The sequence below is a fragment of the Candidatus Lokiarchaeum ossiferum genome (assembly GCA_025839675.1).
GTDB classification, from domain to species: domain Archaea; phylum Asgardarchaeota; class Lokiarchaeia; order Sigyniarchaeales; family Promethearchaeaceae; genus Lokiarchaeum; species Lokiarchaeum ossiferum.
Genome location: CP104013.1, coordinates 2404812 through 2421933 on the forward strand (window position 1 = coordinate 2404812; position 17122 = coordinate 2421933).

16 protein-coding genes and 1 rRNA gene are annotated in these 17122 nt (G+C 35.4%); 6 read left to right on the top strand and 11 right to left on the bottom strand.

The window, feature by feature from the left end; genetic code table 11:
* Positions 1-79: 79 nt before the first annotated feature.
* Positions 80-982 (bottom strand): hypothetical protein, encoded by a 903-nt coding sequence (locus NEF87_RS09925; protein WP_457919678.1) that lies wholly within the window; start codon positions 980-982, stop codon positions 80-82.
* A 98-nt stretch (positions 983-1080) separates the two neighbouring features.
* On the opposite strand from NEF87_RS09925, the gene NEF87_RS09930 reads away from it, so the two are divergent.
* The 3 genes from NEF87_RS09930 (at position 1081) to NEF87_RS09940 (ending at position 4245) form a co-directional block, all read left to right on the top strand.
* The gene (locus tag NEF87_RS09930) at positions 1081-1677 is read left to right on the top strand and encodes a hypothetical protein (protein ID WP_457919679.1); all 597 of its coding nucleotides are present in this window, start codon (positions 1081-1083) and stop codon (positions 1675-1677) included.
* Positions 1678-1963: 286 nt separating this feature from the next.
* A complete protein-coding gene (locus tag NEF87_RS09935; protein ID WP_457919680.1) occupies positions 1964-3382 on the top strand; it encodes a DNA double-strand break repair nuclease NurA in 1419 nt (472 codons plus the stop codon).
* A gap of 317 nt (positions 3383-3699) precedes the next feature.
* Entirely contained in the window at positions 3700-4245 is a 546-nt protein-coding gene (locus NEF87_RS09940) for a Rab family GTPase (protein ID WP_371806318.1), read from the top strand.
* A 151-nt stretch (positions 4246-4396) separates the two neighbouring features.
* Here the strand turns inward: NEF87_RS09940 and rrf are convergent.
* Positions 4397-4514 (bottom strand): 5S ribosomal RNA (rrf, locus tag NEF87_RS09945).
* Between the two features lie 231 nt (positions 4515-4745).
* Here rrf and NEF87_RS09950 point away from each other — a divergent pair.
* Both NEF87_RS09950 and NEF87_RS09955 read left to right on the top strand, forming a co-directional pair.
* Complete coding sequence (locus NEF87_RS09950; protein ID WP_371806319.1) at positions 4746-5291, top strand: Lrp/AsnC family transcriptional regulator; 546 nt, start codon at positions 4746-4748, stop codon at positions 5289-5291.
* A gap of 198 nt (positions 5292-5489) precedes the next feature.
* Positions 5490-6035, top strand: a complete 546-nt coding sequence (locus NEF87_RS09955; RefSeq protein WP_371806320.1) for an Lrp/AsnC family transcriptional regulator — start codon at positions 5490-5492, stop codon at positions 6033-6035.
* 10 nt (positions 6036-6045) lie between these two features.
* On the opposite strand, the gene NEF87_RS09960 is transcribed toward NEF87_RS09955, so the two are convergent.
* The gene (locus tag NEF87_RS09960; protein ID WP_371806321.1) at positions 6046-7008 is read right to left on the bottom strand and encodes a GTP-binding protein; all 963 of its coding nucleotides are present in this window, start codon (positions 7006-7008) and stop codon (positions 6046-6048) included.
* 99 nt (positions 7009-7107) lie between these two features.
* On the opposite strand from NEF87_RS09960, the gene NEF87_RS09965 reads away from it, so the two are divergent.
* On the top strand, positions 7108-8550 hold the full coding sequence (locus tag NEF87_RS09965) for a hypothetical protein (RefSeq protein ID WP_457919681.1): 1443 nt from the start codon (positions 7108-7110) through the stop codon (positions 8548-8550).
* 38 nt (positions 8551-8588) lie between these two features.
* Here the strand turns inward: NEF87_RS09965 and NEF87_RS09970 are convergent, their stop codons facing one another.
* From NEF87_RS09970 to NEF87_RS10005, 8 genes are all read right to left on the bottom strand, one after another.
* The gene (locus tag NEF87_RS09970) at positions 8589-8825 is read right to left on the bottom strand and encodes a sulfurtransferase TusA family protein (protein ID WP_371806323.1); all 237 of its coding nucleotides are present in this window, start codon (positions 8823-8825) and stop codon (positions 8589-8591) included.
* 46 nt (positions 8826-8871) lie between these two features.
* Complete coding sequence (locus tag NEF87_RS09975; RefSeq protein WP_457919682.1) at positions 8872-11319, bottom strand: FAD-dependent oxidoreductase; 2448 nt, start codon at positions 11317-11319, stop codon at positions 8872-8874.
* A gap of 4 nt (positions 11320-11323) precedes the next feature.
* Positions 11324-12556, bottom strand: coding sequence for an NADH-quinone oxidoreductase subunit B family protein (locus tag NEF87_RS09980; RefSeq protein ID WP_457919683.1), 1233 nt, complete (start codon positions 12554-12556; stop codon positions 11324-11326).
* Entirely contained in the window at positions 12556-12966 is a 411-nt protein-coding gene (locus NEF87_RS09985; protein WP_371806326.1) for a hydrogenase iron-sulfur subunit, read from the bottom strand. Before NEF87_RS09985 ends, NEF87_RS09980 begins: the two co-directional genes overlap by 1 nt.
* 1 nt (position 12967) lies before the next feature.
* Entirely contained in the window at positions 12968-14968 is a 2001-nt protein-coding gene (locus NEF87_RS09990; protein WP_457919684.1) for a 4Fe-4S binding protein, read from the bottom strand.
* Positions 14961-15869: a CoB--CoM heterodisulfide reductase subunit B gene (gene hdrB, locus NEF87_RS09995; protein WP_371806328.1), complete on the bottom strand. Its 909-nt coding sequence runs from the start codon at positions 15867-15869 to the stop codon at positions 14961-14963. The genes NEF87_RS09990 and hdrB overlap by 8 nt, the downstream gene beginning before the upstream one ends.
* Position 15870: 1 nt before the next feature.
* Positions 15871-16437 (bottom strand): CoB--CoM heterodisulfide reductase subunit C, encoded by a 567-nt coding sequence (hdrC, locus tag NEF87_RS10000; protein ID WP_371806329.1) that lies wholly within the window; start codon positions 16435-16437, stop codon positions 15871-15873.
* Between the two features lie 83 nt (positions 16438-16520).
* Complete coding sequence (locus NEF87_RS10005) at positions 16521-17051, bottom strand: Lrp/AsnC family transcriptional regulator (protein WP_371806330.1); 531 nt, start codon at positions 17049-17051, stop codon at positions 16521-16523.
* Positions 17052-17122: the final 71 nt, after the last annotated feature.

Below are 17122 nucleotides of genomic sequence, written 5' to 3' on the forward strand. Positions count from 1 at the left end.
TCCATTTTCTTTTTTCCAAGTTATAAACACTCTTTCGTTAATGGAAATTGTACAAAAAGATTAGAGAAAAAAGAACTTTTTACTCCTTGATTGAAGTATCGTGATAAATTTTCCTAACAGTTACTTTCTTTTGTCGGAAATCTTTTGCAAAATCACTAAGAGCTTGCCACCAAATTTCACCGTAACGATCAACTATAACGTATTTCATCGATTCAATGATTTGAGGCATACCTAGTTCTTTTTTATGCTTTTCATCCGAACTAATGCAATCAACGTCAGCAAAAGTAAAAGTATCAAATTCATCCATGAAAGCCAGGGTTTTATCTTGAGGACGAATATCGATGGGAAAAGTAGTGCAAATGTTGAATTTCTTTTTGACCCAATCCATCCCATGTTCTACATAATACTTGTGGGTAGCACATAAACCATCTTTTGTAAGGAAAATGCAATGATTACTCGGAGGAAATTCAATTTCATTTTCTTCTTCGTAATCCTCACCATTTTCTTCTTCGTCATCCTCATCCTCACCATCCTCGTCATCCTCCTCCTCACCATCCTCGTCATCATCATCCCCACCATTTTCTTCCTCGTCATCTTCATCATCATAAATCCATTCTTCGGGGGAACATCGAGTTTTATACAAATCTTCTTCCTTGTCATAATCATCAGGAACAAAAATTTGATCTTTGGTCTTTTTCAAGAGATTAATGGCATCTTTTTGTAAAAATGATTTTATTTCAGGTAAGATTTTTTGCACTTCTTTGATTTCCTTGGGAGTAACATAACAGCCGGTATAGCAGCAAAATTGAGAACAATAGGCTTCTTTACCATCTTGGGAAATTATTTTTGGGATACAATCATAATGATAATCCATTAAACGTAGTTCAACATCAATTGTTTGTCCATCGGACGATTCAATGATGACCCAATCTTGACTATCTGAGGGTTTCGCAGTATACTTATCAGTACTTATTATTGCCATTACTTAGATGTAAAAAATTTTTCATCGTTATTAAGATGGATCTTTGTTGGAACTTTGGTATCATTTTTTTGTTATCCGTTCCTTTTCTAAACAGCATTATGAATTTTAAGATGAAAGCGGGATTCTTTGTATTAATTCATTTCATTGGGTTTTCTATCTTACTTCTTTTGTTTAACCTCTACTATCCAAATGTTGTATTTTTAAATGCAGATCTAACTTCATTGGATAAAGTTATTATCCGAACACTCGCAAGCTATTGCAATAATGAACTCAGAAAAGGGTTTTGGATTCAAATCATTAGTTGTTCCCTCTTTTTAGCTTGTCTCCTTTTGATTATTATTCTAAAATATCCAAACCAGCTTAAAAAATGTCTTTTTCAATGGGTTGGTGTTTATAGTATTCTTTTCTATTTATTCTGGGTTTTTTCTGTAAATCGCAGAGGAGAAACACATATCACCAATTTTCAAATCTCAAATCAATATCTCTTGCATGCATTAATATTTTTTGGGATTAATCTCGGAATATTTCTCCTATTTTTTGGGTTGCATATCATTCGAAGAAAATCGAAACAATTACCTGTCGAGAATACACATCTTCCCTCCACAGTCTTTAAATGTCCCTATTGCCATACGGAATATCTCTCAAATATCCAATTCTGTTCTGTATGTAATAAACTAATCCAACAGGAAAAGTAACTTAAAATTTCACTTGGATTTACAAATTGAAACCCAAAAGTTTTTAAGTCGTCAATCCGAAATATCATTGCTAAAGCGAAGTAAGTAAACAACTCAATTGAAATTTGAGAAGTTTCTCGGCTCAATTTCCGAGAATATTACGCAGATATATATAAAATATATGTTTGAACTGAACCTTTACAAAAGGTATTGAATTGGGACAATTTCAGTCCCAATTTTTTTCTTTATTTTTTACTAAATTTCCGCTCTATCTGCTTTATAATGGACATTATTTTTAACTTAATTAATGCAAAATTCCAGTAAATCCTATTCTAGCCACAAAAAACTGCTGGATTCTACAAGAAAATCTCTAAAATTGAATAAAATATCAAAAACTTCTTCATCACTGAACAGACCAGAAATAAACCAAGAAAAAAACAAGCCAGATTTTCAGATTCCGCAATTTTTTTCTAAAGAATCTCTTCTTACCTTGAATATGGCGGTCCATGTCGAATCCATTTTTCAATATGCCCAAAATCAGGAAGAATTCCTCGAAATTTTATCCTCCGAATTTTGCCGAAATTCAAAATTGGATCTTTCAACTTTCTCGAGTGCTGGATCTCAGCCATTTTTAGAAAACAGGTGTATTCTCCCAATCACACCTTATACCCTTCCAAGTCTTAATGGAATTCGAATAGCTGCAGTTGATGGAGGCTTAGGGTTCCGTCAATTCATGGGATTACAAATCACTTTAATCAAAGTAGCTGTAGTAATGTATGAATTCAAATCTTCCCAAAAAACAACAATTTATAACTTTCCCCCCCTTCACCGTGAAGAAAACTATTGTTTTTATTCTGATCAAGGAGCTTTTGAAGAAAATTCGGGTAAAATATTAGCCGGTTTAAGACGAACTATTTCAGAAAACTCGATGCTTTTGTCTTTTCTTAAAACCAACCCAGAAAAACCAGATATTGTTATTTTAGATGGAAGTTTAAATTTTCCTCCCTTACCTATCTCGGCTCATAATAAAAAAACTATTTCCGAACACTATCAAACATGTGTCGAAAGTTTTATCCGATTATATCAATATTGCAATCAAAAGCGCATTAATCTTATCGGATCTATTAAAGATACTCATTCCATAGCATTTCGTGATCTAATAAAGCGTTCCTTACCATTTTTTCTTTCAAAAATGAATTCAGCCCAACAATTAAAAAAAATTAGCTATCGAAAATATCTTGACCAATTTTTCGATTCAACCCTCTTCTTCAAAATTCTCCAGCCTTTTGAACGGACAAGCATAATTGCAGCAGAGAGTACAACAATTCCAAAAAGTATTTCTAAAGCAACACCACTGAAATTTCCCTTGATGGCTTCCTATGTCCAATTATCATCTTTTGATATCCCATTACGCTTAGAATTTTTAGGATCTGAAGATCCTGCATCTTCCATTCAGAAATTTTCTAACCTTATACGAATTCTATATCCCCTCTCAAATATTAATCCTCAATGTACCTTACCCATTCCTCAATTAGAAGCCCATTTGCGAGCTCATTTACGCGAAGAAGAAATGGAAGTCATAGTACGACAGCTTAAAACACAATATCAGGTCAAAAAAAGCCAGTCGCTTTCAAAACAGTGGATCAATGAGAAATTTAGTCAAAAAAAGGCACATTTTTCAACCTTTTTAGATTCTCGTCATGATAGAATGGACAATTTGTTTTAATTAGAGATTAAAATAATAAGTTTTCCTAAAAAAATGCAGAAACAAAGAATTTTATAGGCAATTTTGTTTTTTTGTACTTGCCAAGAGGTTGTTATAGTTTTGTTTGAAGCGTATGGTTTTCATGGGATTCTCCCTAGCAATGACAAACAAGCTCTCTCTCTTGGTTCATAAACATTTAAGAATCAATGAACTTCATATTTTTTCATGTATAAACGTATGTCTAGCTATAGAAATTTTTTAAAGGTTTAATAGCTAACTAAGATCAAATACAAAGATGTAATTACTTTGTGTTCATAAAAAAATAGACGTATAAAACCATGAGTTCTGCTCCAGATTTTACCTATAAACTGCTAATGCTTGGTGATGCTTCCGTCGGCAAAACTTCGTTAACTCATCGCTACATTACAGGTGTTTTTGTCGATTCCCCCCGTTTGACAATAGGAGTGGATTTCTTTTCTAAAAAAATCAAATTAGCCAATGATAAAAAAGTGAAGTTGCAAATTTGGGATTTTGGGGGAGAAGAACGTTTCAGATTCTTATTACCAACCTATAGCAAAGGGAGCAATGCAGCCTTGTTTTTATATGATATAACATCGCAAAAAACATTAGAAAGCCTGCCTCTTTGGATAGATATTGTTAGGAAAAATGCAGGAAATATTCCAATATTTCTTATCGGGAGTAAAAGCGATTTAGAGGATCACCGCGTAGTTACCAAGGAAGCGGCTTTAGAATATTCCAACAAACATTTATGCACCAAGCACTTAGAATTGTCAGCTAAAACAGGTGCAAATGTAGAAGAATCGTTCGAGTATATCACAGAATTACTTATGGACGAATCAAAAAAATTGGCAGACACCCAATAATCTTCTTCTTTTTCATTGTTTTTTCCAAAAATTGTTTCAATTCCTCAAACTACGGATTATGAATATTTTAATTCAATTATTAGAATTCAAGAGAGTGAGTTTAATATTTCATAAAATGGAAGAAAATAATTATAAAAGAAGAAATAAGGGAGTTTCTCAGTTTGAGGTTTCGCAATATTCGAGATATCACTACTATCCACAACGCATCCGGCCTTAACTTCAGTGTTCGGAATGGGTACTGGTGTTATTCCGGACCTATGACCGAGAAACAATTATAATAGTTGTGAGTCCTTAATAAAGATATTGATTTCCTCTTCCCGATATTTAAATTTTACGCCCCATTTAGAATTCCTCGCAAATTGGTAATATTTAGTTAGGAATTCTTTACGCAAAATTTTTTTTTATATAAAGCAAAACTCTTTACATAAAGTTATTTAAGTTACTTATAAAATATAAGAATTGAAGAAGTATTGTAAGATCGTGCTTGGTGAAGACTCTTTATGAAAATAACAAAACTTGATGAAATAGACAAACAATTAATACAAATGTTGCAAGCTGATTCAAATATAACCCATAGCGAAATAGCGAAGAAATTGGACAGAAGTCAGCCAGCAATTGGTGCACGAATCAAAAAATTAACAGAACAAGGCATTCTCGCAACTCAAATAGGCGTAGATTTCTCAAAAACGGAAATCAGTTCAATGTTAAATTTAGTAAAAGTTGAAATGACCACTTCCAAACCAGAAGTCGTTTTTGACATAGCTCAACACTGTCCTTATATTATAAATGCATTGAAAATGAGTGGTGAATATAATGTATTGCTTTTCATGGCTTGCAGTCGTTTAAAGCGGTTAGATATAATTTTAGATCGCCATTTTCGCAATCAACCCTATGTAAAAAAAATTCGGATGGACATTATTACCAGTTATGCAAAAGAATTTGTTTTACCGGTAGATTTTGAGTCAGAAAATTTTGATTCTCCTGATGATCAATGTCATGTCTCTAACTGTCCGTACTGTACCAATTTGGAAGATGAAAAGCAATAAAAACATCCCATTTGTTTTTGTCTCAGAAAATTTTCCATTTATATCCAATTAAGTCCAACTTTTTCTTACTTTTTGAAATTGATTTGTTGAAAAACCCTTTCTTTTATGAAAAATAAAGCTTATGCTCAAAAATATTCCCCAAAATAAGAAATAGAGTTAAATGAAAAAAAATTATAAATTAGTTAAGGGCGATTAAAAATGAAATACAATGAAATGCTTGATATTGATGAAACGGATAAAAAAATAATTTCAATATTACAGGAAGATCCCGAAACTACCCATTCTGCAATAGCTGAAAAAGTTCATAAATCACAACCCGCAGTTGGTGCTCGAATAATTAAATTACGACGCAAACACTTAATTACAGAAGCCGTCGGGGCCGAATTCAACCAACTAGACTTAAAATTTGCTCGAATCGAATTATCTACTAAAAATGTTTCTAAAATTTGGGAACGCTTTAGAAGTTGTCCGCATGTGGTGAACTGTTTTAAAATGACAGGCGAGTTTAATTTAATGTTGGAAATTATTGCCCCCAACGTGAAAACAATTGAGCATTTTGTAGATTCATGTTTACGAAAAGATCCCCTTATACTTGATATTAGAACAAACTTTGTAATTGATAGTTTACGGAAATATGTAGTACCCTTGTATTTTGAAATAGAAAAATATGAAGAATCCGGATGTTCTTATGAATGTGGGGGACCCATCACAAAAGCAGATTTGAAAGTACTCATGGATTCTTAACCAAAAACGATTAAATGTCGATTTCTTCTTCTTTTTTATATAATTCTACAGCCAATTGTTTAAAAGCTTCATTCACTCCACGTCCTGTTTTTGCGGAACACTCCACATAAAGAAAACCATTTTGCTTAGCATATCTACGAGCTTCCTCTAGAGGAACCTTTCGCTCGAGGTCCGTTTTATTACCTATCAATAGCGTGGGAACTCTTAACCCTAGATGTTCTTCTAATTCATCAACCCACACTTGCAAATTTTTAAAAGAAATTGGATTGTTCACATCGTAACAAAGCAGAGCACCTTTAGCATCCCGATAATAAATCCCTCGAATTTTTTCATAGTGAGCTTGTCCAGCAGCATCCCAGACATTGAGAGTCGCTTTAAAAGTCCGTGAACCATTAATGAATACATCGTCATCACTTAAATACTCACACGTAATTTCTTTAGATCCGAAATCAACCCCTAAAGTGGTTTTTAAGTCCTTTTTAAAATAATTATCGGTGAATCTTACTTTAATGGCCGTTTTTCCAACAGCAGAATCACCAATTTCCACTATTTTAAAAGAATAATGGTTATGAAGTAAGGATTGCACTTCTTTTTTAGCCCACGGCCCGATGGTATCCCCAGAAATTAAATCTTCACGAATTTCAGTTATTTCTTCAAATTCAAGGAGAAAGCCTTTAGTATAAGTATCAACTTCCATGTATTCCAAGGCTTTTGTATTAATTGTTTTAATTTTTCCAGAACAAGGCGAATTTAGAGTAGTAATTCCTTTTTCAGTGACGATACTGGCAAACGGTTCATTTATTTTGATTTCATTTTCTACCAAAATTGTCACAATTTGTGGAGACGCTAAAAATGCAAACCCAATTTGGTCCAAACCGATAAGTTTCTTATTTAAATCTAAATATACATGATGATTTTTAGAATAACTCAGATTTTCGGGAATATAATATCGACCATTAGCTAGATAGACCATATACAAAATCAATATACACAACATAGTTTAATAAAACATCTTATTGATGAAAAAATTCCATAAATATAAGAATTGGCGAGTATTTCTTTATTGAGAACAGTGAAACCCTTAGCGTTAAAAAAATGTCTTGATATTCTCCAGAATTATTTAGAATATCCCGCTTATTCCTTGGAATCCAGACTTCATCATCGGGATGAAAAACAATTCATTGATCAGAATACATACTCGGAGATTCTAAACGACCTACGAGAGATTATGCGATGGTTAAATAAAATTCATTTCATCACTCAAAAAACCTTACGTGCTTTGAATTTGGATGCAATTACTTATCTACAGAGAGCAGAACTATACTATTCAGTATACTGCGTACATTGGAAGCAAATCAAGGGTTTCACTCTGCAAAAAGAATTTGATGAATTTCATAAAACTATCCCAGACTATACGCATCCTAAATGGATTCCCCTTTTAACTCAGTTTTTAGAGAAAATTAGTCATTTTTCTTGGGAAATTGCCTTGAAAAATAAACCCTTGCCAGAAAAAATCAGCATATTGCAAGCAGTTCCTTCCTTTTTTGTAGAGCATTTGTTGCCAGTAATGTCAGAAAAGAAAATTCAAGCCAATGCCAAAGCGATGAATCCTTTTAAAGATCAAAACTATATCGCACTTAGAATAGTACTTGATAAGGGAAAGGATGAAACAGCGCTGAATGTGATCAGGGATGAATGTCTTCAATTTTTGCATCGAAGTAGGATTAAGACCAAACTTGATCCCGATATACCTTTTCTAATCCATATTCCACTGATTCAACGAAAACTTGTGTCAAAATCAAAATTCTATGAATCAAAAAAAGTAATTTTTCAAGATAAATCCGCGATAATCGCATGCATACTTGTTGATCCGCAACCCTTGGAATTAATATTAGATGTTTCGGCATCTCCAGGGATGAAAACAAGATTAATCCAAGAATTGACCCAGTTTCAAAGTGTAATCATTGGCGGAGATATCCGTCGAGATCGGCTTAAAGCAACGGAAAAATTGTTAAATCAGATGGAAACACCAAATACCCATCTCATCCAATGGGATGGAGCAAATTTACCTTTACGCATAGGTGACAATTTTCAACAACCAATATTTGATAAAATCTTGTTTGATGCACCATGCTCGGGTTCAGGTACATTTTTAAACGACCCTGAAATGAAGTGGCATCAAAATAAACATATTTTATTAAAAAATGTCATTATTCAAGAAAAAATTTTGAAACAACTGAAAAAATATATACAATCGGGAACGACTTTGATCTATACAACTTGCAGTTTATATCCCGAAGAAGGAGAATATCAAATAAATAAATTAATAAATAAGCCATGGTTCAAAGAAATGAAACCTCAACCCTTAATGAAAGGCATTTCTCCTTCGTATTCGATTAATGATTCGCTAACAGCCATTTTATCATCTCCAGAAAAACAAATTATTGGATTAGGTCGAATTTTTCCAGCTAAACAACGTTCCCAAGGGTTTTTTTATGCTAAATTTAAGAAATAAGATTAAAAAAGAAAAAAGATCAAATGGAACCTCAAATTTTATTTCACACATTCGAAAAAGAGTTCCCAACCTTCATCATCATCTAAAATTTCAGTACCCAAAAATTTATGTTTAGTTTTGGCCAAATCTCGGGGAACGGATTGACTAGCAGGTTTGTAATCGGTGATTACTTTTAAAATTTGTCCCGGTTGCATACTTCGCAATCGTTTTTTCGTCTTTAAAGCGGGGACTGGGCAAACCAATCCACATGTGTCTAATTCTGCATCGAATTTCATAGGTTATCACTTATTTATTTGTTTTTGAGAAATAAAAAAAAACCGATTATTCATCGGCTAAGGAAAAGATAGGCTCATCATCTTCAACAGCCATGACCAACTGACCTTTTTGTACTAAACGCAATGCGTTAAAGCGGACATCTTTCACTTTCATATCCAATTTCTCTCCTAAAGTACTTATTGATCCCGAGCCGTTGAGTTTTAGCCAATTATAGATTTTTTCACGGGGAGTATGAGAATGTTCAAGGATTCGACGTTTCATTTTCTTATCAATCGCCAGATCAACGGCTTCTTTGGATACAACGCCAGTCACTAATAGATCTGCTTTGAGCATTTCTTGAACAATTCTTTGAGCTCGCTTGGTCCAAATCACAACGGTTGTGAAATCTTTCTCAGAACCAATCTCACCAGCTGTAATATCAGCATGAATAGCAGCAAAATCTTGACAATGAGAACAAAATCGGTTACAATTAAAACAGCGGTTTGCTTCTTTAATTGCCATCGATTCATCAAAGATTCCATCAATTTCTTCAAAATTTCGCCAGATTGTTTGGATTTCTTCAGTAGGAGGTTTTTTCGATTTGTCCTTTGGTGGTAAAATTGGGTGGAAGAACATTTTCGATCGATTAATTCTCCCTTCTTTAAGATCTTGACCTCTCAAATATCGATCAATCGATGTTGCAGCTTCTCTTCCATGAGCAATTGCTGCAACCGCCACATTTTTCCCACGCACAATAATATCTCCTCCGGCAAAGATTCCGGGAAGATTCGTTTCAAAGGTTATCTCATCCACTTTGATTTTACTTCGATCTTTCTCTAATTTTGACCCGCTTGCTTGGTCAATTAAATCTAGATCTCCAGTTTGTCCAATCGCGATGACAATTGCATCGACATCAAAACTATATTCTGAACCTTCAATTTTTTCAAAATTAGTGCGCCCATTTTCCCCAGGTTGTTGGGAAACTTTATGACAATTAAATACTAAGCGACCATCGTCGGTTTGTGAGAATTTTTTAGTTGATGTATCATACTTATATTCAATAAATGGCATTTCTGCAGCAGGAATCTCTTCACGAGCCATTTTTAATTGCTCTTCACTTCGGATTTCGACCATGATGGCCTTTTTAGCACCTAAACGAATTGCAGTTTGAGCAACATCAATGGCAACAGGACCCCCACCCAGAATTCCAACGGTTTTATCCTTGAATTCTTCGAGATTTTCCCAATAGCGATATTTTCTATCCACCAAAAATTCAACAGCAGTATGAACATTGGGAAGATCTTCACCTTCCAATTTTAAGGTTAGAGGTTGATATTGACCTACAGCCAAGAAAATTGCTTCATAACCTTGATTTTTTAAATCTTCGAAGGTCAGGTCAGGTCCAATCGGACTGTTGAGTTTTACATCAACACCTGCTTGTTTTACGAACTCTACATCATAATCTAAGACCTCATCTGGCAAACGGAATTTAGGAACCCCAAAGCGAAGCATTCCTCCAGTTTTATCAGATTTTTCAAAAATTGTAGGTTTATATCCCAATTGTGCTAAATAATAACTGGCTGTGAGTCCTGCTGGGCCTGAACCAATGATGGCCACTTTTTTATTGCCAGATTTTCCAGACTCAATAGGTATTTTACGCCCATGTTCCATTTCCCAATCAGTAATATACTTCTTTAATTCCCGAATGGCAATCGGATGATTAGTTCCAATTAAAGTACAATTGTATTCACATTCATGAGTGCATACCCGTCCGCAAATTGATGGTAGAGGATTCATTTCACGAATCAAGTCAACAGCTTCTTGGAAATTGCCTTGGCGAATTTCGTTAATATATCCAGAAGCATCCACTCCAGCGGGGCAACTTCGTCGGCACGGTGAATAAATTTCGCCTTCTTCCGATTCACCTCCCCGAATATTTGCATTGCAAAATAGTCCAATTTTGAAAATTTCGGTGTTCATTTCGTCTTCAATACCTTTTGCACCTCGAATTTCGCATGGAACTCCAACAATACCAACGGGTCCATGATCAGCATCGCCCAATACTTCGACCATTTTTTCTAAAACACCGGAGCGTCCATAGGAGACTCCAGAATATTTTCGAACATCATTTGGATCAGAGGTTATTACTGAAACAGGGCGACCATTCATACTTTGAACTTCCACCAATTTCTTCACTTTTCCTGATTCCAAAAGATATTTATTTAAAGTAGTGACAAATCCACCACTTACGGCATTTCTATGAATATCTTCATCCGTAGATTTAAGCGCTAAAATATCTAGAGGTGTTTCCTTAGAGACTTTAGTCAAGCGTATTTGAGGACATTTACTATAGCATTTACCGCAAGCTTCCCCATCTCGTTCCATAATACAGAAATCATCAAGAGTTGGTTTGAGATCTTCCATGATCAAATGTTTACATGATCCAGTGCACAATCCACAACCTTGACAAAGTCCTGGATTGATAATTTCTTGTTTTAATAATCGAAAACTCATTTTTTTAAGCCTCCATTTTAAATTCTGTAATAATTCCTTTCTGATCTAAAGAATATTGGATCTTTCCATGCTGAAAAGTTCCCGCTTGGGGTTCAAACACTTGATATTTATATGAATCAAAGTCATCTTCTCCCTTTATTGGAGTTTTAAATCCTCCAAAGAAGATATTTGAAAGATTCATATTTCCAGCAATTGATCGAATGGAATCACAAACACTTGAATAAGCGCTTCCATCTTGAGATTCAATAGCTTTGATCAAATCTTGTTCCAAAGATCGAAGTTTAATTCTGACTTCAGTAGTTTTGGGTTGGATTTCCATTTCAATTCCCTTTTCTAATGCTTCAATTGAATCAAGTGTAAGTGAAATTGCAGATTTTCCTCCACAACATCCCATAATTAAAGGTAATTCTTCAATTGGTCTTCCAAGATATATGTCCGTATTTAAATTACCCGAAGACTTTAAACGTCCAATCGGCATTTGAGAATCGGCCAGTGTGAAACGGAAGTAATTTCCGGTGACATCAGGATTTGCTTCGGTGATATCATCATCAGCATCGGCTAACTTATCAGTTCCGCCTTTACCTGTTGCTTCGGTTGCAACTTCAATATTGCCCATCAGAGTTGCAAATAATGCCATCTGTCGCCAACCAGATCTTTCAACGGATGGCTTACAGGCACGACAAGGGGCACCAAAATCAATACATCGTTCTTTACATTCCTTTGCAACATATCCAGCACACATAAATCCTAAATCATTGAAACATTGTTCTTCACCGTCTCCGAATTCTATTTGGCGATGGACTTCTTCTAAATAATCACAAGTTGATTTACGATTACAGGTTTCACAGAGATTTTTTACTCGAGTGGATAACTTATTTTCTATTGTTTCTTCCAATGTATCGATCTCGCCCAAACATCCTGCGACCTCAGTTATTGAAGAATGAAGTAGTTTGAGAGGCATTACTTTAACCCCGCGCTGATAATTCAATCCAAAAATACCTCCTGTGGTTGTGCACGATCCAAAAGCAATTACCCTATCTGAATTTGCACTAATCTTTTCAATTATGTTTTTATCATCTTCGAGAAGATACCCTGTTATAATTGCAACATTGAATTTTTCTTCTTTCCAAGTAGCGGGTTCTGGTATGCGAACGATTTCATATTTGTTGAGAAGTAAAGTCTCATCGAAGCATTTTGAACATCCTCGAAATTGAAAGATACCGAGTTTAAGGCTCATTAGAAAGTTCCTCCAATTTCTTCTGCTTTTCCTAAGCGTTCCATTATATCTTCAAAATCTCCAGTAGCCGTGTCTCCTTCTGCGGCTCGAGCGGTGTAATGATTAATCATTTGATCACTATATCCCATTTCTTTGAAGAATTTTTTCATCAGCTTGATACGATGCATGGAGAGAAAATTGCCATTAAAAAAATGACAAGCGCCAAAACAACAACCAATCACCCCAACAGCATCTGCCCCATTGTTTAAGGCATCCATGATTTGAATAGGCCCCACTTGTCCGCTACATTTCACTCGAACAATTCGAATTGCGGGATCATAGGCAAGACGAGCCACACCAGCAGTATTCGCAGCACCTTGGCCACATTCATCACACATGAAACATACAACATTTTTATTCTTAGTATCCATTTTAATTTCCTCCAGTTAAAGCGATGATTTCATCATATAATTCATCTTCACGAGAATTTTTTACTTGAATAGCTCCCGTTGGGCACACTGGCTGACACATTCCGCAACCTTTACAAGCCACATCTTTGATAACAACCTTTCCATCTTCGCGAGCAATTGCAACAGGACTACACACAGTAATACAAAGTCCGCAATTGACACATTTTGAATAATCAATGGTTGGAATAATCATTTCTTTCTCAACATAACCGCGCACGAGTGGTTGAGCTGCCAATGCAGCAGCACTTCCTGCTTGAGCTACAGTGGTAGTAATATCTTTTGGTCCTTGGATAGCTCCAGCCACAAAAATACCATCCTTCGATGACATGGTTGGATTCATTTTAATGTGCTTTTCTTTGAAGAAACCTTCCTTCGTTCGTAGTACATGCAATTTTGAACTCAATATTCCAACACCTTTTGGAGGCACCATAGCTGCAGATAACACAACCATATCAGTAGGTATCTGCATAGGAGTTCGAGAGAGAGTATCTTCCACGAAAACTGATAACTTACCCGTTTTTGGATCTTTTGCAATTTCAGAAGGTCTTCCACGGATAAATTTCACGCCCATTTTTTGAGAATCTTTATAAAATTCTTCATAATTTAATCCAGGAGTTCGCATGTCAATGTAACAGATAATCACATCCGTATCGGGGAGCATATCTTTAATGATTTGTGCATTTTTATTGGCAAACATACAACATACCCCAGTACAATATTCAAAACCGACTTGCTCATTTCGACTGCCAACACATTGAATCATAACTACACGTTTTGGAACCTTACCATCTGAAGGACGGAGGATTTCACTTCCAGTTAAAGATACGGGATTCATCATCCGTTCCAATTGGAGTTGAGTGATAACATCATCATACCCTTCTTGCTTGTAATGATATGGTGCGATTTCGGAAGGATCATACTCATCATAACCAGTTGCTACAACGATTGAACCAACTTTCACCTTTGTGATCTTTTTCTTCATGGAGAAATCGACAGCACCAACTGGACATATATTCACACAAGTTTGGCATTGAATACAATTTTTTTCATCACGCACGTAAGTGGAAGGAATTGCTTGTGGATAGAGTTTATATATTGCATTTCTTACAGCCATACCAGCATCCCATTCTGCAGGAACTTCAACAGGACAATTAGCAGCACATTCCCCACAAGAAGTACAATTATCATGCACATATCGTGGATTCGTTTTAATTTTGGCAGTAAAATTTCCTAAGGATCCTTCAACTTCACCAACTAAAACACTATTTGTGTAAAGAGTTACAAGGGGATGATTCGCAACACCATTAGTAAGGGGTGAAATACTACATTGAGGACATTCATTTGTTGGAAAAGTTTTATTCAATTGAGTCATATGACCCCCAATACTAGATTGCCGTTCTACTAAATGAACAGGAACACCCAACTCAGCCAAATCACTAGCTGCACGCAATCCTGCAATTCCCGCACCAAGTACTAAAGCAGCTTTTGTCGTAGGAATTTGTTTGGTTTCAATACCCTCCAATTTTCGTGATCGGTTGATACCAGCTTTCATTATCTTGATAGCTTTATCGGTTGCTTTCTTCTTTTCCTTTTTATGAACCCAGCTGCAAAATTCACGAACATTGACTTGAAAATGAACATGTTTATTCAATCCTTCTTCTTCAATAGCTTTTGCAAAAGTTCGCCCATGTTGCATTTTTGAACAAGATGCTACTACCGTCCTATCGCATCCCATCTCATTCACAGCGTCCTTCACCATTTGAACTCCAGCTTTGGAGCACATAAACATATAATCTTGAGCGACTACCACATTGGGTAAATCTTTAACTTCTTCAATTACTTTTTTCACATCTACTGTGCCAGCAATATTGTGGCCGCAATGGCAAATGAAGACTCCGATCTTTGGATCTTTTTTAGTATCCATGGTTTGGGCAATATTTGAAATAGTTGTATCATCACTCACTGGATTCGACCTCCACTGAATTTAATTTGTACTCTTTCCCCATTTGTTGATATTGTAATCCAACAAATTTTTCATCCATACCCATACAATAGGCGGTGATTTGGGAGAGATGTAATACAGGATAATCATAGTTTGTCTCATGATTTTTATTTAAATAATCTTGTCCAGTTTCAAATTGAAGATGACAGAAGGGACAAATATCTAAGATAAAATCAGGTTTGACTTCATCAATATTCTCCATTTTGGCACCAAAGACAGTCATACTAGTTTCAGCATAGGCGGCTTTAATACCTCCACCAGCACCACAACAGGTAAGTTTATCCCTAAAATCTAAAGATTTTAAGCCGAGAGCTTCGATGAAATCTTCCAAAATAACAGGATTTTCAGGATCATCGATTTCTCGCACCTCTGGAGGTTTAAGAAAATGACACCCATAATGAATGGCAACATTTCCATGAATTTTCCGAACTAAATAATCCTCAATTTCATAAGGTCCAATTTCCACAGCTAAAAATTCAGCGATATGGCGTACATTAATCGTGCCTTGGAATTCATAATCCCCGAGTAGCTTTAATTTTTCATTCACTTCTGCCCGTGCGGCTTCATCCTTTTTTAAATGTTTATTAATATCAATTAAAGTGCCAAAACATCCATTACAGACAGTAATTAGGTCTACTCCTTGTTTTTCTGCAATACAGATGTTGCGAGCTCCTGCCACCATCCAATCAAATTTATTGAAAGAACGTAAAACGCCTGGTGCAGGACAACAAGCAGCACGTTCCATTTCAGCAATACGATATCCCATTTTTTCGAGTAAGAATCTCGTAGCCTTTTCAATTTGAGGATAACGATGGGGTGCTAAACATCCTAAATATAGCGCAAATGCTTTTTGTTCTGCCATTCTATTTTACCTCTGTTAATTTCTTTGCTTTTTTTTCATCTACGGGAACTAAATTAAATAAATTATCCGCATATTTCTTGAGTTCACTGTCTTCTTCGTTTTTATATTTAAATAGGGTAGGAGGAAGTTCATCTAATCCTAACTCAATCCGTTGAGCACGTATTTGATCATTAATTGGGACTGCATGTCCGGTTCCTTTTAAATAACCTACCACGGCCCGATGAACGGGATGCAAGTTTCCAGCTTTCGCTGCATAATTTCGTAATTCCATAATCACATCGGTGGGACGCACATCTCGAGGACATCGTATATAACACTGATAACATGTGGTACATAACCAGATATCTGGATCTTCGAGGACTGTAAGATCACCAAAGGCGGCTTTTCTAACGATTTCTCGAGTTTTCATTGCGGTCCATCGTCCACTTTCGCAGCTAGACGAACAAGTCCCACATTGAATACATGAAAAGATATTTGCTTTTCGAGCAATATCCTCAAATCGTTTGGGATCAAATTCGTCATAGTTGACCAATTTTGTTTTCTTTGCGAGTTCTTTACTGAATACCATTAAAACACCATTATTTTTCAATTTATTAAAGGAATGTATTATTATTTTGTTTGATTTGTTGTTGATTTGTTGAAAGCAAAAAACTAGTGAGGTGTCGGGATCGAAACCCGCATGTCTTCTTTAACTTTCTGGAGTACAACTTGGGTGGTTATCTCTTCAATCCCCTCAATTTTCTTCACTTTTTCGAGCAGATCGATTTGATTTTCTTTCTCGACACACTTGGCCATGCAAAAAATCGGTTGGTTACCCGACACTTGATAAATCGCATTGATTGCATCGATTGTTTGCAATTGACAGAGTGTATCTTTAATGCTCACGGAAGAGTTCACTTTGATAAAAAGTAAGAGCATTTCCCGATATCCAATTTTGCAACAATCCAATACAGCAATATAATCTTTGATAACGCCTTGATTCGTTAGGCGTTCAATATGATTTTTTATAGCGGAAATACTCGATTTAATCCCATATTTTTGTTCCAAGTGTTTCTCGATTTTCCGAAGAGAAGCTTTTCCATCTTCTTGTAAATAGGATAAAATCTTTCGATCTAATTCATCTAAATCAATTTTTTCATGGGAAATTGCTTTTCCCGATTGAGCCGAAGTCTTTGACATCATAGCACCTTTTTATGCGGTTATTAAAAAAAGAAGTGAAAATAGATCGCACGAGCCTATTTCACTGATAACAA